Origin of the sequence: Pseudoflavonifractor sp. 60, from assembly GCF_009911645.1 — a bacterium.
Classification (GTDB): domain Bacteria; phylum Bacillota; class Clostridia; order Oscillospirales; family Oscillospiraceae; genus Lawsonibacter.
In genome coordinates this window covers 25452-43272 of sequence record NZ_QWKI01000074.1, presented here as the reverse complement: position 1 = coordinate 43272, position 17821 = coordinate 25452, and the positions used below count along the sequence as shown (strand labels likewise).

Annotated in this window: 11 protein-coding genes; 6 read left to right on the top strand and 5 right to left on the bottom strand. The window is 60.4% G+C overall.

Annotation, left to right across the window (positions count from 1 at the left end):
- Positions 1 to 119: 119 nt before the first annotated feature.
- A complete protein-coding gene (locus tag D1646_RS08450; protein ID WP_160636037.1) occupies positions 120 to 1046 on the bottom strand; it encodes an SH3 domain-containing C40 family peptidase in 927 nt (308 codons plus the stop codon).
- A gap of 61 nt (positions 1047 to 1107) precedes the next feature.
- Complete coding sequence (locus tag D1646_RS08445; protein ID WP_160636036.1) at positions 1108 to 1398, bottom strand: hypothetical protein; 291 nt, start codon at positions 1396 to 1398, stop codon at positions 1108 to 1110.
- Positions 1399 to 2120: 722 nt separating this feature from the next.
- On the opposite strand from D1646_RS08445, the gene rpoB reads away from it, so the two are divergent.
- Positions 2121 to 6095 (top strand): DNA-directed RNA polymerase subunit beta, encoded by a 3975-nt coding sequence (rpoB, locus tag D1646_RS08440; protein ID WP_160636035.1) that lies wholly within the window; start codon positions 2121 to 2123, stop codon positions 6093 to 6095.
- A gap of 20 nt (positions 6096 to 6115) precedes the next feature.
- Positions 6116 to 9823, top strand: a complete 3708-nt coding sequence (gene rpoC / locus D1646_RS08435; RefSeq protein ID WP_160636034.1) for a DNA-directed RNA polymerase subunit beta' — start codon at positions 6116 to 6118, stop codon at positions 9821 to 9823.
- A gap of 90 nt (positions 9824 to 9913) precedes the next feature.
- Here rpoC and D1646_RS08430 read toward each other — a convergent pair whose 3' ends face one another.
- Complete coding sequence (locus D1646_RS08430) at positions 9914 to 11041, bottom strand: DUF4317 domain-containing protein (RefSeq protein WP_160636033.1); 1128 nt, start codon at positions 11039 to 11041, stop codon at positions 9914 to 9916.
- Between the two features lie 265 nt (positions 11042 to 11306).
- On the opposite strand from D1646_RS08430, the gene D1646_RS08425 reads away from it, so the two are divergent.
- The 4 genes from D1646_RS08425 (at position 11307) to D1646_RS08410 (ending at position 16350) form a co-directional block, all read left to right on the top strand.
- Positions 11307 to 12584, top strand: coding sequence for an extracellular solute-binding protein (locus tag D1646_RS08425; protein WP_160636032.1), 1278 nt, complete (start codon positions 11307 to 11309; stop codon positions 12582 to 12584).
- 181 nt (positions 12585 to 12765) lie between these two features.
- Positions 12766 to 13782 carry an ABC transporter ATP-binding protein gene (locus tag D1646_RS08420; RefSeq protein WP_160636031.1) on the top strand — a complete coding sequence of 339 codons (1017 nt, stop codon included), beginning with the start codon at positions 12766 to 12768 and terminating at the stop codon, positions 13780 to 13782.
- Between the two features lie 13 nt (positions 13783 to 13795).
- Positions 13796 to 15700: an iron ABC transporter permease gene (locus D1646_RS08415; protein ID WP_160636030.1), complete on the top strand. Its 1905-nt coding sequence runs from the start codon at positions 13796 to 13798 to the stop codon at positions 15698 to 15700.
- Positions 15697 to 16350 (top strand): HAD-IA family hydrolase, encoded by a 654-nt coding sequence (locus D1646_RS08410; protein WP_160636029.1) that lies wholly within the window; start codon positions 15697 to 15699, stop codon positions 16348 to 16350. Before D1646_RS08415 ends, D1646_RS08410 begins: the two co-directional genes overlap by 4 nt.
- Before the next feature lie 44 nt (positions 16351 to 16394).
- Here D1646_RS08410 and D1646_RS08405 read toward each other — a convergent pair whose 3' ends face one another.
- Both D1646_RS08405 and D1646_RS08400 read right to left on the bottom strand, forming a co-directional pair.
- Positions 16395 to 16847 carry a threonine/serine exporter family protein gene (locus D1646_RS08405; protein ID WP_160636028.1) on the bottom strand — a complete coding sequence of 151 codons (453 nt, stop codon included), beginning with the start codon at positions 16845 to 16847 and terminating at the stop codon, positions 16395 to 16397.
- A gap of 12 nt (positions 16848 to 16859) precedes the next feature.
- Entirely contained in the window at positions 16860 to 17624 is a 765-nt protein-coding gene (locus D1646_RS08400; protein WP_160636027.1) for a threonine/serine exporter family protein, read from the bottom strand.
- Between the last annotated feature and the right edge of the window lie 197 nt (positions 17625 to 17821).

Below are 17821 nucleotides of genomic sequence, written 5' to 3'. Positions count from 1 at the left end.
TTTTCTTGTCTACATCATCGCCATAAGGCTTTTTTTGAACCACTCGCCTAGCGAGTGGTTTTCTTTATACAAAAAATTGGCGTCCCACAGCGGGACGCCAACTTTTCATTATGTATGAATCAGATAATGCGCCGACCGCCCACAAAGCCCTTGGTGTAGTAGGAATCGGACAGCTTGCTGATGATGACGCCCACCTTGGAAGTGGAGGCGTGGACAAACTGGTTGTTGCCGATGTACAGTCCCACATGGGTGGCCCGCTTGCTGGTGGTGCCCTTCTTGAAGATGACCAGATCTCCGGGCTGGAGCTCGCTCATGGAGACGGGGGTGCCGTTGTCCAGCTGGTTGGAGGCGGAGCGGTTCAGGCTGTAGCCGAAGTACTTGTACACATAGCTGGTAAAGCCGGAGCAGTCAAAGCCCTTGGGACTGCTGCCGCCGTACACATAGGGGTAGCCCACAAACTGGAGGGCGTAGTCCACAATTTCCTGGGCCTTGCCGGACGCCGCCGCCTCGGAGGGATCGGCCTGGGCCACATAGTCGGCGCAGATGTAGCCGCCCTCGATCTGATACCAGTCCTCCTCCTGGCTCAGCACCTCAACGATCCTGCCGGTGGCCAGCTGGCTCGCCTTGTCATAGTCGGTGCCGGGGCCAGTGCGGATGTTCAGGGGGCCGTTGACGACCCGCACATAGACGGGCTCCGTCTCGGTGTCGGATGTGGCGGCGGGAGTCTCGCTCAAGGGGACGACGGCCTCCTCCGGGGAGACGGACTCCTCTTCACTGGAATTCAGGGTGATATAATCGCCGGACACATAACCGGTCAGACCGCTGCAGGAGATGTGATACCAGCCCTCCAGGGTGTCCAGAATCTCCACCTGGGTTCCGTCAGCCAGCTTTTTTAGGACCGTACTGCCGGTATTGGCCTCCTCGCGCATCCGCAGAACGCTGTTATCTGTCGTTACAGTGCCGGTAAGGGCAAAGGTGGGAACAATCATAGAGCTGACCAGCAGCGCAGCGGCAGTCAGACGGACTGCGGTACCTTTAAAATTCATAGTTGCGTCCTCCTAATATCTATCACAGACGTTTTATCTCACGTGACGGTTTTGCCGGCGTTTATTTGCCCGCCAGCGCCCGCTCCAGCCACACGGCGGCCACATCCATGGCGGCATAGAGGCTGTCCTTCTCACTCTTTTTGACGACCCGGTCCCGGCTCTTCAAGTCGGGGTCGGTGAGCTGAAGCTGGACGGATACCTTATCCGCCACCGGCAGCCCGCCCTGGTTTTTAGACGAGAGGATCTGGAGCATGATGATGTATTTCTCCGCCATGGTTCCGTAGTAGATCAGGTTATCTTTCCGACGCAGGGGATGTCCCTTATAGGAAAGAGGCAGATTTTCATTTGCCATAGTGTGCCTCCTTTGAACAGCAAACGGTGTTGTTGAAGTTGTAACCGAATTGTAACACATTTGTTACCACTTGTCAAATCTTTTCCGTAAAAAAATCTTGGCGAATTTCAGTTAGGAAAAATTCAGGCGGTTCAGGTACGAAAAATGGCTTCAAATTCGTAAAGCGGACAAAATTTGCAGGGCGGCCAAGGCCATCCCGCTCTGCCTCACCGCAAAACGTCAGCTCCCTTGGGCGAAGCGGCGGGGATTGTCTGGCAGGCACTGCTTCGACTTGAAATCTGAAATAGAAGATAGTCTACCTAATAACAATCCCCCGCCCTTTGCCAAAGGGGGCAAGCGGCTTCGCCGCTTGTACGCTCCTGTGGCATTACAAGGTGGAACAACCCTGACCTGCTCTACAAATTTTCTCTACTTTACGAAATGAAAGAAAAAAATGGGATAGGTCTTGACAGCCTATCCCATATATGGTAGAATAAAATGCTTTTGTGTCCTCAGCGAACAGCAAGACACTTTCCTAATTTCACAATTGCAGTGTACCACACCCCCAGGCGAATGGCAAGAGCGGGCGGCGAAAACAAGCCCACGCGTCCAGGTGTTCGTATCCGCCCCTCCGTTTGAAAATTGTGCATACTGACGGCAATTTTTCCCTGTTTCCCCTGAAATCCCCCTCCAAAAGTGACATCCAACCGTGAATTCTGAAGAAAGCGAGTTGATTTTTTAGCATGGTCGTCAAGGACGTAATGTACGGCAAGACCCCACGAAAGAGCTTCGCCCAGTACGAGGAGATCCTGGAGATGCCCAATCTGCTGGAGGTACAAAAAACCTCCTACCAGTGGTTTTTGGACGTGGGCCTGCGCGAGGTGTTCCGGGACGTGGGCTCCATCGTGGACTACGGCGGCAACCTGGAGCTGTCCTTCGTGGACTTCTCCATGGACGAAAAGCCCAAGTACGACGTGGAGGAGTGCAAGGCCCGGGACGCCACCTATGCCGCCCCTATTAAGGTAAAGGTCCAGCTGCGCAACACCAACGCCAACAATAACCAGATCACCGAGCAGGAGATCTTCATGGGGGACTTCCCCATCATGACCAACTCGGGCACCTTTGTCATTAACGGCGCCGAGCGGGTCATTGTCTCCCAGATCGTCCGCTCCCCCGGCATGTATTACACCCGGACGGCGGACAAAGCGGAAAACCTCACCTTCACCACCACCGTTATCCCCGGGCGGGGCGCCTGGCTGGAGTATGAGACCGATCTGAGCGACATCTTCTACGTCCGCATCGACAAGAACCGTAAGTTGCCCGTCACTTGCCTCATCCGCGCCCTGGGCCCCCGCACCGACGCGGAGATCCTCGAACTCTTCGGCGAGGACGAGCGCATCAAGGCAACCCTGGAGAAGGACGCCTGCAAGACCTATGAAGAGGCCATGCTGGAGATCTACCGCAAGCTGCGCCCTGGCGAGCCCCCCACGCTGGACTCCGCCGAGACCCTTATCAACGCCACCTTCTTCGACCACCGGCGCTACGACCTGTCCACCGTGGGCCGCTACAAGTTCAACAAGAAAATGGCCCTGTGGACCCGCCTGTCCGGCCAGCGCCTGGCTCTGCCTGTGGCCGACCCCCGCACCGGCGAGATCCTGGCCGAGGCCGGTCAGTTCCTGACCCGGGAGCAGGCCCAGGAGCTGGACCGCAAAGGCGTCAACGAGGCCGTGGTGGACGTGGACGGCAAGCAGGTGAAGGTCTTTTCAAATAACATGGTCCGTCTGGAGGACTTTGTGGACTTTGACCCCGCCGAGGTGGGCATTGACGAGATGGTCTTCTTCCCTGTGCTGTGCCAGCTGCTGGACCAGTATCAGGGCGACGAGCTGAAGCAGGCCATCCGCCGCTCCAAGGAGGAGCTGATCCCCAACCACATCACTGTGGAGGACATTATGGCCTCCATCAACTACCTCAACTGCCTGGCCCACAATGTGGGTACCAAGGACGACATCGACCATCTGGGCAACCGCCGCCTGCGCTGCGTGGGTGAGCTGATCCAGAACCAGTTCCGCATCGGCTTCTCCCGCATGGAGCGGGTGATCCGCGAGCGGATGACAACCCAGGACATGGACGTGGTAACCCCTCAGAGCCTGATTAACATCCGGCCTGTCACCGCCGCCATCAAGGAATTTTTCGGGTCCAGCCCCCTGTCCCAGTTCATGGATCAGACCAATCCCCTGGCCGAGCTGACCCATAAGCGCCGTCTGTCCGCCCTGGGCCCCGGCGGCCTGAGCCGTGACCGGGCCTCCTTCGACGTGCGCGACGTCCACTACTCCCACTATGGCCGTCTGTGCCCCATCGAGACCCCCGAAGGTCCCAACATCGGCCTGATCTCCTACCTGGCCTCCTACGCCCGCATCAACAAGTACGGCTTTATTGAGGCCCCCTACCGCAAGGTGGACAAGGAGACCGGTCGCCTCACCGACGAGATCACCTATATGACCGCCGACATGGAGGACGAGTACGTCATCGCCCAGGCCACCGAGCCGCTGGATGAGGAGGGCCGCTTCCTCCATGAGCGGGTCCCCTGCCGCAAGCGCAGCGAGATCGTCTCGGTGGACCGGCACCAGGTGGACTACGTGGACGTGTCCCCCAAGATGATGGTGTCGGTGGCCACCGCCATGATCCCCTTCCTCCAGAACGATGACGCCAACCGCGCTCTGATGGGCGCCAACATGCAGCGCCAGGCCGTGCCTCTGCTCCGCCCCGAGGCCCCCGTGGTGGCCACCGGCCAGGAGCACAAGAACTGTATGGACTCCGAGGTGGCCATCCTGGCCGAGGGCCCGGGTACCGTCACCAAGGTGGACGCCCGGCGGGTCACTGTGGCCTATGACAACGGCCAGACTAAGGAGTACAAACTGACCAAATACCTGCGCTCCAACCACACCACCTGTATCAACCAGCGGCCCATTGTAGAGGTCCGCCAGCGGGTCAACTACCACGACGTGCTGGCCGACGGCCCCTCCACCGACAAGGGAGAGATCGCCTTGGGCCGGAACATCCTCATGGGCTTTATGACCTGGGAGGGCTACAACTACGAGGACGCTATCCTCCTCAACGAGCGCATTGTTCGAGACGATGTGTTCACCTCCATCCACATCGAGGAGTACGAGACCGAGGCCCGGGACACCAAGCTGGGCCCCGAGACCATCACCCGGGACATCCCCAACGTGGGCGAGGACGCCCTGAAGGACCTGGATGAGCACGGCATCATCCGGGTAGGCGCGGAGATCCGGGCCGGCGACTACCTGGTGGGTAAGGTGACTCCCAAGGGCGAGGCCGAGGCCACCGCCGAGGAGAAGCTGCTCCGGGCCATTTTCGGCGAGAAAGCCCGTGAGGTCCGCGACACCTCCCTGAAAGTTCCCCACGGCGAGGCCGGCATTGTGGTGGATGTGAAGGTCTTTACCCGGGAGGGGGGCGATGAGCTGGGCCCCGGCGTCAACCAGACCGTCCGGGTCTACATCGCCCAGAAGCGCAAAATCTCTGTGGGCGACAAGATGGCCGGCCGCCACGGCAACAAGGGTGTGGTCTCCCGCATCCTGCCTCAGGAGGATATGCCCTTCCTCCCCGACGGAACCCCCCTGGATATTGTGCTGAACCCCCTGGGCGTACCCTCCCGCATGAACATCGGTCAGGTGCTGGAGGTCCATCTGGGCTACGCCGCCCGTACTCTGGGCTGGAAGGTGGCAACCCCCATCTTCAACGGCGCCACTGAGGAGTCCATCCAGGACTGCCTGAAGCTGGCCGGTCTGGCCCGGGAGGTGGGTGCCGACGAACCCCTCATCGGCAAGCCCCTGTTCCTGACCCAGGAGGAGACCCAGCGCCGCCCCCTGTCCCAGGAGGAGGCAGAAGGCCTGTTCCAGGAGCGTGCTGACGGGCAGGTCTCCCAGATGCTGAAGGCAGGCAACGTGCGCTATTTTGACGGTCAGCCCTGGTTTGTAGACGATATCCGCCCCCTGACCCCGGAGGAGATGGCCGACGGCCAGCAGGTGGCCCAGTGGCAGAGCGAGGGCCGGCTGCGTATCTTCGACGGCAAGAACTGGCTCTATGACGGCCGCACCGGCCGGCGCTTTGACAACCCGGTGACGGTGGGCTACGTCTACTTCCTCAAGCTCCACCATCTGGTGGACGACAAGATCCACGCCCGGGCCACCGGCCCCTACTCCCTGGTCACCCAGCAGCCCCTGGGCGGCAAGGCCCAGTTCGGCGGCCAGCGCTTCGGCGAGATGGAGGTGTGGGCCCTGGAGGCCTACGGCGCCGCCTACACCCTTCAGGAGATTCTGACGGTGAAGTCCGACGATGTGACGGGCCGTGTCAAGACCTACGAGGCCATTGTCAAGGGCCTGAATGTGCCCAAGCCCGGCGTGCCCGAGTCCTTCAAGGTGCTGATTAAGGAGCTGCAGTCCCTGTGTCTGGACATGAAGGTATTGGACAAGGACGGCAACGAGATCGAGCTGAAGGACGACGATGACGACGGCTACCAGCCCGTCCGGGACGACTACTACGAGCGGGAGGACGACTTCGGCTATCAGAGCGATGCCGACTTCGCCTCTGCCGGCGGCTTCACCTTCAAGGGTGACAGCGACGACGACGATCTGGCCGTGGAAGCGGAGACGGAGGACACCGAAGACGCCCTCTTCTCCGAGGAAGACTATAACTGAAAACGGGAGGAGATCAAAACATGAGTTACGCTGAGTTTGACGCGATCCGCATCGGGATCGCCTCCCCTGAGCAGATCCGCGAGTGGTCCTTCGGCGAGGTGAAGCGCCCGGAGACCATCAACTACCGCACCCTCAAGCCTGAAAAGGACGGATTGTTCTGCGAGAAGATCTTTGGTCCCACCAAGGACTGGGAGTGCAACTGCGGTAAATACAAGAAGATCCGCTACAAGGGCAAGGTGTGCGACCGCTGCGGTGTGGAGATCACCAAGGCCAAGGTCCGCCGGGAGCGGATGGGCCACATTGAGCTGGCCGCCCCCGTCTCCCACATCTGGTATTTTAAAGGTATCCCCTCCCGTATGGGCCTGCTGCTGGATATCAGCCCCCGAATCCTGGAAAAGGTCCTCTACTTTGCCGCCTATATTGTCATTGACCCCGGCTTCTCCCCTCTGTCCAGGAACCAGATCCTCTCTGAGAAGGAGTACCGGGACATGCGGGAGAAGTATGAGGACGACTTCGATGCCGGCATGGGCGCCGAGGCGGTAAAGAAGCTCCTCCAGCAGATCGACCTGGAGAGCCTGTCTGAGCAGCTGCGCAAGGAGCTGAAGGATGCCTCCGGCCAGAAGAAGCTGAAAATCATCAAGCGGCTGGAGGTGGTGGACGCCTTCCGCCTGTCGGGCAACAAGCCCGAGTGGATGATTATTGACGTGCTGCCCGTTATTCCCCCGGAGATCCGCCCCATGGTCCCCCTGGACGGCGGACGGTACGCCTCCTCCGACCTGAACGACCTGTACCGCCGGGTCATCAACCGGAACAACCGCCTGAAGCGGCTTATCCAGCTCAACGCCCCCGATATCATCGTGCGCAACGAGAAGCGGATGCTCCAGGAGGCGGTGGACGCCCTCATCGACAACGGACGCCGGGGCCGGGCCGTCACTGGCGCCAACAACCGGGCGCTGAAATCCTTGTCTGATATGCTCAAGGGCAAGCAGGGCCGCTTCCGCCAGAACCTGCTGGGCAAGCGGGTGGACTACTCGGGCCGCTCCGTCATTGTGGTGGGCCCCTCCCTGAAAATCTACCAGTGCGGTCTGCCCAAGGAGATGGCCATTGAGCTGTTCCGCCCCTTCGTGATGAAGAAGCTGGTGGACGACGGCCTGGCCAACAATATCAAGGCCGCCAAGAAGATGGTGGAGAAGGGCGAGGCCGCCGTGTGGGACGCCCTGGAGTTCGTCATCAAGGACCACCCCGTCATGCTCAACCGCGCCCCCACCCTGCACCGTTTGGGCATCCAGGCCTTTGAGCCCGTGCTGGTGGAGGGCCGGGCCATTAAGCTCCACCCTCTGGTGTGTACCGCCTTCAACGCCGACTTCGACGGCGACCAGATGGCCGTCCACGTCCCCCTGTCCGCCGAGGCCCAGACCGAAGCCCGGGTGCTGATGCTCTCGGCCAACAACCTGCTGCGCCCCCAGGACGGCGGCCCTGTCACCATCCCCTCTCAGGATATGATCCTGGGCGCCTACTACCTGACCTACACCCGGGATGAGGGCAATGTCAACCACGCCTTTGCCGACCGGGACGAGGCGATGATGGCCTATGACAACGGCCTTATAACCCTCCACACCCCCATCCAGGTTCGTATGTACCGGGAGGTGGACGGCGTGGAGCAGCACAAGCTGGTCACCACCACCATGGGCCGTCTGATTTACAACGAGGCCATTCCCCAGGACCTGGGCTTTGTGGACCGCACTGATCCCGAGACCATGTTTGATCCGGAGATCAACTTTGTGGTGGGCAAGAAGCAGCTGGGCAAAATTATCGACCGCTGCATCACCAAGCATGGCTTCACCACCTCCGCCGGTATGCTGGACGCCATTAAGGACCTGGGCTATCACTACTCCACCCAGGGCTCCCTCACGGTGGCCATTGCCGACATGACCGTCCCCTCCAAGAAGTACGAGCTCATCGGCGCCACCGAGAAGGAGATTGTCCGCATTGACCGGCAGTACCGCCGCGGTCTCATCACCAACGAGGAGCGCTACCGCCTCACCGTGGCCGCCTGGGAGAAGACCACCAAGGACGTCACCGACGCCCTCCAGGAGTCCATGGACCAGTACAACCCCATCTTTATGATGGCCGACTCGGGCGCCCGCGGTTCCATGGCTCAGATCCGTCAGCTGGCCGGTATGCGCGGCCTGATGGCCGATACCGCCGGCCGCACCATCGAGATTCCCATCAAGGCCAACTTCCGTGAGGGCCTGTCCGTGCTGGAGTACTTTATCTCCTCCCGAGGCGCCCGAAAGGGCATGGCCGACACCGCCCTGCGTACCGCCGACTCGGGCTACCTGACCCGACGCCTGGTGGACGTGTCCCAGCAGGTCATTATTCGTGAGGAGGACTGCGGAACCCGGGACGGCATTGAGGTCAGTGAGATTGAGGAGAACGGTCAGGTCATCGAACCCTTCGCCGAGCGTATTCATGGCCGCTACCCTGTGGAGGATATTACCGACCCGGCCACCGGCGAGGTTCTCTTCTCCCGGGATACCATGCTCCGCAAGGACGACGCGGCACTTCTGGAGGGCCGCGGCATCCAAGCGGTCAAGATTCGTTCTGTCCTCACCTGCCGCGCCCGCAGCGGCGTGTGCGCCAAGTGCTACGGCATCAACCTGGCCATCGGCGAGCCCGTGGGCGCCGGTGAGGCGGTGGGCATTATCGCCGCCCAGTCCATCGGTGAGCCGGGCACTCAGCTGACCATGCGTACCTTCCACACCGGCGGCGTGGCCGGCGGCGACATCACCCAGGGTCTGCCCCGTGTTGAGGAGCTGTTTGAGGCCCGCAAGCCCAAGAAGATGGCCCTGCTGGCCGAGATTGGCGGGCGGGTATCCATTGAGAGCATTAAGCGCAAAGACGGCGCTGACATTGGTATGCTCAACATCACCATCACCGCTGACGACGGCGAGGTGGCCACCTACACCTCCCTCCCCGCCTCCAGCGTCCGGGTTGTAAACGGCGGCGTCGCCGCCAAGGGCGACCAGCTTACAGACGGCGTTCTGTCTCCCCACGAGGTCCTGCGTATCCGGGGTCTGTCCGCCTGCCACAACTACCTGATCCGCGAGGTGCAGAAGGTCTACCGCCAGCAGGGCGTGGACACCAACGACAAGCACATCGAGGTGATTGTCAGCCAGATGATGCGCAAGGTGCGGGTTGAGGAGGCCGGCAGCTCTGACTTGCTGTCCGGCTCTACCATCGACATTGTGGACTTCCTGGACGCCGAGGAGGCCGTCAAGGCCCGCATTGCCGCCGGTGAGAAGGACGAGATGGGCCAGGAGCTGGTCGTCCCCACCTGTACCCGGCTGCTCATGGGCATTACCAAGGCCTCGCTGGCCACCGAGTCCTTCCTGTCCGCCGCCTCCTTCCAGGAGACTACCAAGGTGCTCACCGAGGCCGCTATCAAGGGCAAGGTGGACCACCTGCTGGGTCTGAAGGAAAATGTCATCATCGGTAAGCTGATCCCCGCCGGCTCCGGCCTGGCTCAGTACCGCCAGGAGGACGTCATCGACGACGAGGGCAACCTGGTTGCACAGTCCCGCCGCCGACCTGAGCGGGAGGTCGACCTGGACTTCAGCCGGGACGAAGACGAAGGCGAGGACGCCGCCGAGGAGGGGGAGGACCTCTTCGGTGACGCCGAGTTCGGCGCGCTGGAGCTGGAGCCCGCCGCCGCTCCCCAGGAGTGATCCCTCTTGATCTGAAGAAACTGCCGCCTCCGGGCGGCAGTTTTTGATACGGAAAAACCGCGTCCGCCAGAACGGCGGACGCGGTTTCATTTATTCGACGGGGATCCCGTTGACCTCCAGCCCCTCCCCCACGGGAACGAGGAGGTATTTCCGGCCATCAATGACCCGGGTCTCCACCAGACAGCTGCGCTGGGCGGGCAGCGTAATGGTCACGTCGGTGGTCTTAACCTCAAAGCGCCTGCTGTCGATGAGGTTGGTGGGGCTGAGAGCCGCCCCCTCCCCAAACTGCTGGCCGCAGTTCTCACAGAAGGCGTACACCCGGGCCTCCTCCACGCCGCACTCCCGCAGAATGCTCCCCACCTCCCCCGGGGTCACCGACAGGGGTTCCGGGTCGCGGCTCTCCTTGTGCTGCTCGATGCGCTCGGCCAGCTGCTCATGGACGGCCTGGACCACCTCCAGACTGCACACCCCCTCCAGGGCCTCCTCCAGGGCGCTCTGAAAGGCCTCCTTCTGCTCCCCCGCCGACATGGGCGGCTCGGTGTGAAAGATTACGTCCAGAAACTCCTGGTGCAGCTCGTCCGGCTTGCGGGCATAGGCCAGGGCATTGTAGAGGTTGGCGGCCCGGTCGTCGAAGGCCGGAAAGAGAAATCCCAGATCCGGCGGACACACCAGCTGCCTGGGCAGGCTGTTGTGGAACTCATTCTCCCCGGGGCAGTAGCTCAGCTCCAGCCGGCCATCCTTCACTGGGCAGATACAGCATACAAAGTAGGAGAACACCGTCTCTGATTCCTCCTCCCGGTCCTCCCCGTCCTTCCCCCGGCGGGGTACGTCGTAGGCGTCGTGGGCCAGCAGGATCAGGTAGTTGCTCCCGTCCATATCCAGACAGTCAATCACCTTCTGGAAAAACTCCCGCCGCACCTCCTCGTCCTTCAGTTGGGAGTCCCGCAGGGCCATGAGCAGCCGGTGCTCGTCGCTGTCTACCACCTGCTGGGTCGCAAATACAATATCAATGAGGTTCTTCCCCAGGGTACCGGACAGAGCCTTTTTCAGCAGTCCCAGATACTGCTCCGCCTCCTCCTGGGGCATCATGCCCAGGGACTCGTCAATGTAGGAGATGACCTCCTTGTTGCAGTTGACATAACAGCCGTACACCCGACTGATGGCGCTCCTGTCCCCCCGGAACCGGCGGCGCAGCTCGCTGATTTCCTTCTGATTCATATGTACCTCACTTTTTGAATATAGAATACAGTGGTCTCTATTGTACCCAAAATCCACTGGAAATGCAATCCTAACCGCCATTCCCTTCGAAAAAATCCGCTCCCGCCCGGCAGAAGCTCCCGTCGCTTTTTTCCCTTATCCTGTCAAAACTGCGCAAACGCCTTGGAAATTTTTCACAATCTCCTTGACATTTTTGACAAACAGACTATAATATATGGGGAAGCAATCTATCGCAATATCCAAATTTATCAAAGGAGTCCTAGATATGAAAAAGATCCTTGCACTTGCGCTGGCTATGTCTATGGCACTGTCTCTGGCCGCCTGCGGCGGCGGGAATCAGGGGCAGCAGGACGCGCCCCCTCCCTCCTCCGGCGGCGGAAGCAGTGCCGCCCAGAATGACCCCCAGGAGATTGAGCCGGACTACGACTACACCATCCGCATCTACTCCAACTCCAACTCCACAGAGCGCACCACCTGGCTCATCAACGAGGCCAGAGACGCCGGCTTCAACATCTCTATCGACGACAACTCTGTCATCTCCGGCGACACCGCCGCCATCCAGGCCGCCAACGAGAACAAGGACGGCGACCTGATCTTCGGTCTGAACGAGACCCGCTGGAGCCAGCTGGTGGACGGCACCTATGAGAATCTGAAGATCATGGACTGGACCCCCTCCTGGGCCGGCGATGTGGGCGAGTATGTCTACCCCGGCAAGGCCTATGGTCTGGTGATTCAGAACGTGCTGATGCTCTACCGCAACGATGAACTGGGCACCAACGGCCAGGAGCTCCACTTTGACCACTGGGCGGACATTGTGGACTGCGGCTACTCCTGGTACCGCCAGGGCAAGGTGGGCGGCACCACCAACGCCAATATCAACTCCGCCATGCTCTATGCCTTTGTGGACCCCTCCTCCCCCGCCGGCGGCATCTCTCTGGACGGCTGGAAGACTTTGTGGAAATACTGTGAAAACGGCAATTTCACCGGCGACAGCTATGGCTTTGATCCCCTGAACCGGGGCGACGTACAGGTCTCCACCTTCTACTCCTCCTCCCTCTACGGCAAGATCGACGCCGCGGGTGAGGACTCCCAGAATCCTCTGAAGGGTGCGCTGGAGCCCGAGAACTGGTCCCTGGTGGACATCGCCGACGGCACCTATTACATCGCCGAGTACATCGGCATTCTGGACAAGGCCGGCCGCACCCCCGAGCAGACCGCCGCTGTGGAGGAGTTTGCCGAGTGGTTCGGCTCCGCCGAGATCCAGGCCGCCTGGGGCGAGGAGTTCGACTCCTACCCCTGCAACACCGCCGCCACTGGGATTCTGTATCCCGACGGCGTACCTGAGATCTACACCCTGAAGAACTTTGCTCTGGCCAAGGTAAACGGCGACCAGACCTATGCGGAGTATGTGGGCGAGCACTCCAGTGAGTGGACCAACATTATGACCAACCTGGGCTTCTACTGGGCCGACGCCAGCAGCGCCGTCTCTGAGCCCAACTGGGACAGCCTGGACTGGGCTACCCTGACCCAGAGCGCCGGCTAACTCCTAATATTCCATCTGCGGCGGGCCGGGGGACCGGCCCGCCACAAATTTTAAAGGCTGGACAGGCCGCCGCGCCCTGCACTTGGACCGCCGTTTTTAAGTGCGGGGCGGGACGACTCGGCCCGCCAAACTAACGCTGCTGTAAGCGGCAGGAATCTGAGAAAGAGAGGGAGCTTTGCCTATGATCCGCCTCAACGATATTGTCGTCAAATTTGGCGACTTCACCGCTCTGCACAACATCAATGTCCACGTGGAGGAGGGGGAATTTTTCACCTTCCTTGGCCCCTCTGGCTGCGGAAAAACCACCACTCTGCGCACCATCACCGGTTTCATTGCGCCGGAGTCGGGCACGGTGGTGGTCAAGGGGAAGGACATCACCCACGAGCCCATTGAGGAGCGGAACATCGGCATCGTCTTCCAGTCCTACGCCCTGTTCCCCACCATGACGGTGTACGACAACATCGCCTTCGGCCTGAAGCTGAAGAAGCTGAAAAAGGCGGAGATTGCCCAGAAGGTGAACGAAATCGCCAGGAAAGTGGACCTGAGCGACGAGCAGCTGAAAAAGGCGGTGAGTCAGCTGTCCGGCGGGCAGCAGCAGCGGGTTGCCATTGCCCGGGCTCTGGTCACCGAACCCTCCATCATCTGTATGGACGAGCCCCTGTCCAATCTGGACGCCAAGCTCCGGGTCCAGCTGCGCAACGAGCTGAAACAGATGCAGAAGGACTTCGGCATCACCACCATCTACGTAACCCACGACCAGGAGGAGGCACTAACCCTCTCCGACCATATCGCCGTGTTCAACAAGGGGGTCATCGAGCAGATTGGGACTCCCAACGAGGTGTACAACCACTCGGCCACCGAGTTTGTATGCAACTTCATCGGCGATATCAATCTGCTGGGGGACCAGGCGGTGGCGGCGCTGAATCAGGCCGGCGGCCAGGTGGACCCCGCCCGGAAAAACTACATCCGCCTGGAGCGCATCCACGTGAACATCGACCCCAAGCCGGGCTGCGCCGCGCTGGAGGGGGTTGTGGACAGCCGGGAGTACTACGGGCTGTACATCAAGTACTACATCCGCGCCGCCGGTCAGACCATCAAGGTCATTGAGAAAAACGACGGCGTTAACATCTACGAGGCGGGCCAAGCCGTGAAGGTGGTCATGGACCCCAGAGACGTGATGGCCTACCCCGGCACATAAAGGGGGCGGGACCATGACTAAAAAACGCCCTGTCCAAATGGGTCCGGCCCTGCTGGTCAAGCTCTTCGGAATCGCCTTCTTCGCCTATCTGTTTTTAGGGTTTATGCTCCTGCCCTGCCTGAACACCCTGGCCAGCATCTTCAACACGCAAAACGCCTCCGGCGAGACCGACCCCCTGGCGGTGATCCGCTTCTTCTTCGCTGGCAATATGGGCTCCTTTGTGTGGAACTCCCTAAAGCTGGCCGTCTGCCTGGTGGTAACGGTGAACATCGTGGGCGTGTCCATTGTGCTGCTCACCGAGTACTTCGACATCAAGGGGGCCAGAATCCTCCGCCTGGGCTACATGACAACCCTGATCTACTCCGGCGTGGCCTTGGTCACCGGCTACCTGTTTCTCTATGACAGCAACGGCATCCTCACAACTCTGCTGGTGGAGACCTTCCCCAGCATGAACCCCAACTGGTTCTCCGGCTTCAACGCGGTGCTGTTCACCATGACCTTCGCCTGCACCAGCAACCACGCCCTGTTCCTGCGCAACGCCATCCGGGGCATCGACTACAACACAGTGGAGGCCGCCCGAAACATGGGGGCCCGGCCCTTCAAGGTGCTGTGGAAGGTGGTCTTCCCAACCCTGATTCCCACCATGTTCTCTCTAACCGTGATGACCTTCATCACCGGCCTGTGCGCCATGTCCGCCCCAACCCTGCTGGGCTACGACTCCATCAATCCGGAGATTGTCCGCCTGGCCGGCTCCTCCAGCGCGGACGAGGCCTTTCCCCAGGCCCGGGCGGCCCTGCTGTCTATCATCCTGGCCCTGTTCACCATTGTGCTGCTCACTGTTCTGTCCTCCTACGAGCGCAAGGGCCACTACCTGTCCGTCTCCAAGACCAAGGCCAAGCTGCAAAAGCAGAAAATCGACAACCCGCTGGCCAACGTCCTGGCCCACATCTATGCCTACATCCTCTTCATCATCTACATGATCCCCGTGGTGATGATTATCCTCTTCTCCTTCCAGACCTACGGGGCCATCCGCATGAAGAAGCTGGACGTGACCCAGTGGACCCTCATCAACTTCTTTGGCTCTCAGGACTACGAGTATCTCACCAGCCGGGGCACCTACAAGACCCGGAAGGGCTCCATCTCCGGCCTCTTCGCCAATGAGGCAACCCTGGGGGGCATTAAGCTCAGCTTTATCCTGTCCGCCATTGCCGCCGCCCTGGCCTGCGTCATTGTGGTGGTGGCCTGCAACTACATCTTCAAAAACCGGAAGAAGAAGTCGGGCACCGTACTGGAGTACTGCCTCCTCTTCCCCTGGCTGCTGCCCACCATTTTGATCTGCTACTCCTACCGGGTATATTTCAACAGCAACGACGTGTGGTATGTGGGGGGCGCCAACCTGTACTACGCCAACCACGTGCGCCTGTTGATTATCCTGGCCTACACAGTGGTAAAGCTGCCCTTCTCCCTGCGCATGATAAAGGCGGCTTTCTACGCCATTGATGAGGAGCTGGAGGACGCCGCCCGCAACCTGGGCTCCAGCCCCCTGGTCACCTTCCTCAAGGTGAAGCTGCCCATTATCCTGCCCTCGGTGCTGGCGGTGTTCGCCCTGAACTTCAACGCCCTGTTCACCGAGTACGACATGTCCGCCACCTTCGCCAGCAGCTATGGCACCACCTACGCTATGGTTATCCAGTCCATGTGCGCAGAGGAGGGCCTGTACGGCTACAATGTCAACGCCTCGGGCCGGCGGTGCGCCTCTACTGTGTTCATTATGATTGTATCCGGCCTCATTCTCTACCTGGTCTACGGCGTGGGCGCCCGGGACCTGGGGGAGCGGCTGGAGCTCAAGGACCGGCGGCGCAAACGGCTGGAGAAATGGAAAAGCTTCGGCAAACCGTCCAAGGAGGCCAAAGCATGATTCGAACGATCGTCTTTGACATGGGCAACGTGCTCATCCACTGGCGGCCCCAGCTTTTTGTGGACCAGCTGGGGGTTGCGGAGGAGGACCGGCCTCTGCTGCTGAGGGAGGTCTTCGGCCAGGATGTGCCGGTCTCCCCGGACCGCCTGTATGAGTGGTTCCGGCTGGACCAGGGGACCCTCTCCTTTGAGGATGCTGTGTCAGCTATGCAGAGCCGCCTGCCGGAGCGGCTCCACAGCGCGGCCCACACCTTGGTCTTTGACTGGTGGAAGCGGCCCCTCCTGCCTGTAGAGGGTATGGGGGAGCTGATTCGGGAGCTCAAGGCCCTGGGCTGCGGCATCTACCTCCTGTCCAACGCCAATGTGGACCTGCCCAAATACTTCGACCGCATTCCGGGCAGCGAGTGCTTCAACGGGCGGATCGTCTCCGCCGAGTGGAAGCTGCTTAAGCCCCAGCCGGAGATCTACCGGGTCCTGCTCCGGGAGTACGCTTTAAAGGCGGAGGAGTGCTTTTTTGTGGACGACCTGCCTCAGAATGTGGAGGCGGCGGTGCGGGAAGGCATATCCGGCGCCGTGTTCCAGGGGACGGACCAGCTGCGCCAGGCGCTGATCCAGGCGGGCCTCCCCCTCCAACCGCTCTGCGGAACATAAAAGCCCGCGCCTGCCCCATGGGGCAGGCGCGGGCTTTTATCTATTCAGCGGTGACGTTTCAGATGGTACAGATGTATGTAGACTGTGCGGAACATGGAGGCGGTCATCATCGCCCCCACCGCCAGGGCCGCCGCCATTCCAAAGGTGTGGAGCAGGGTAGCCAAAAACATTTGAACATCTCCGGCCACACAGTAACTCATGGCGTAATAGATGCCGCCTCCGGGGACCAGGGGCAGCAGGGACACCAGCAGATAGCCCGTCACCGGACAGCGGCGAATGCGGGCCATGATTTCAGAAAAAATCCCGATGACCGCAGCAGACAGAAAGGCGGCAAAGATGGTGCTCCCCGCCAGCAGGTAGACCAACCAGCAGATGGCGCCCCCCAAGCAGGCAATGAGCTTGCCCGCTCCGTGGATATTAAACACCAGAGTAAAGCCCGCACAGGCCAAGAAAGCACACAGACAGGGCACAATATACTCAGACCAGATCACACTCATCCCAATCTCCTCCTATGGCAGCATCCGGACCAGGGTCAGCCCCACCGCTGAGCCAATAGCAATGGCCGCCGCTGTCAGAATGGATTCGGCAGCCCGGCTCAGACCTGAGATCATATCACCAGCCATAATCTCCCGCATGGCGTTGGTCAGGGCAACCCCGGGCACCAGCACCATCAAAACGCTGATGGTCACCGTATCCACACTCTGACCCAGTCCCCAGCGCACCAGCATCAGCGACACCAGCGAGGCCACTGTGCTGCAAATGACAGTGCGGAAAAAGCCGTTGGAGGCGATAATTTTTTTTGCGTACAGCAGACAAAAGCCTACCGCCAGCCCCCCTACCATAGCGCACACCGAATCGGCAAAGCCGCCGCCGAACAGGGGGGAAAAGAAGGCGGGGGCAATGCCATAGCCCAGCAGCACCTTCCAATGGGCGTACTGAGGAACGTTGCCGGAGAGGGCCTCCAGTCTGGCCTGCGCCTCCTCCACAGGGGGTCTCTGGACGCACAGATGGCGGCACAGGTCATTACAGCGCTCCAGCTTCTCAATATCTGTGCCGTGGGCGCCAATCCGACGCATCCGGGTTATGGGGTGGCCCTCCGGAGTTGTCACGCTGACGATGACACAGCTGGGGATGGCAAATACCTCGGGGGAGTCCAACCCGTAGGCCTGGAGCAGACGCTGCATCGACTCCTCCACCCGGTAGATCTCCGCCCCGCTGGACATGAGCTGGCACCCCAGCTCCACCGACACGTTCAGCAGCTTATCATAATCCATGCCATTTCCTCCCTGTGACCAAGGTCTGCGTTTCGTCAGTATATCACACTCCGGCCCGTAAGTCGAGAGGGAACACGGCCTCTTTTCTATCGGATAAACGTCCTTTTCCAGCTGAAATTTCACCTCCTCTTCTGTTCATCCTGACGAAAATCCTTGAAATTCCTTGCAGAACAGGGGCTGTCAGTCAATCCGGGTTT

Excerpts from the sequence above, each read along its gene's own strand:
- D1646_RS08400 (WP_160636027.1), bottom strand. The coding sequence starts at position 17,624 with ATGGATTATGATAAGCTGCTGAACGTGTCGGTGGAGCTGGGGTGCCAG.
- rpoB (WP_160636035.1), top strand. The coding sequence starts at position 2,121 with ATGGTCGTCAAGGACGTAATGTACGGCAAGACCCCACGAAAGAGCTTC.
- D1646_RS08405 (WP_160636028.1), bottom strand. The coding sequence starts at position 16,847 with ATGAGTGTGATCTGGTCTGAGTATATTGTGCCCTGTCTGTGTGCTTTC.
- D1646_RS08415 (WP_160636030.1), top strand. The coding sequence starts at position 13,796 with ATGACTAAAAAACGCCCTGTCCAAATGGGTCCGGCCCTGCTGGTCAAG.
- D1646_RS08450 (WP_160636037.1), bottom strand. The coding sequence starts at position 1,046 with ATGAATTTTAAAGGTACCGCAGTCCGTCTGACTGCCGCTGCGCTGCTG.
- D1646_RS08425 (WP_160636032.1), top strand. The coding sequence starts at position 11,307 with ATGAAAAAGATCCTTGCACTTGCGCTGGCTATGTCTATGGCACTGTCT.
- D1646_RS08445 (WP_160636036.1), bottom strand. The coding sequence starts at position 1,398 with ATGGCAAATGAAAATCTGCCTCTTTCCTATAAGGGACATCCCCTGCGT.
- D1646_RS08410 (WP_160636029.1), top strand. The coding sequence starts at position 15,697 with ATGATTCGAACGATCGTCTTTGACATGGGCAACGTGCTCATCCACTGG.
- D1646_RS08430 (WP_160636033.1), bottom strand. The coding sequence starts at position 11,041 with ATGAATCAGAAGGAAATCAGCGAGCTGCGCCGCCGGTTCCGGGGGGAC.
- D1646_RS08420 (WP_160636031.1), top strand. The coding sequence starts at position 12,766 with ATGATCCGCCTCAACGATATTGTCGTCAAATTTGGCGACTTCACCGCT.
- rpoC (WP_160636034.1), top strand. The coding sequence starts at position 6,116 with ATGAGTTACGCTGAGTTTGACGCGATCCGCATCGGGATCGCCTCCCCT.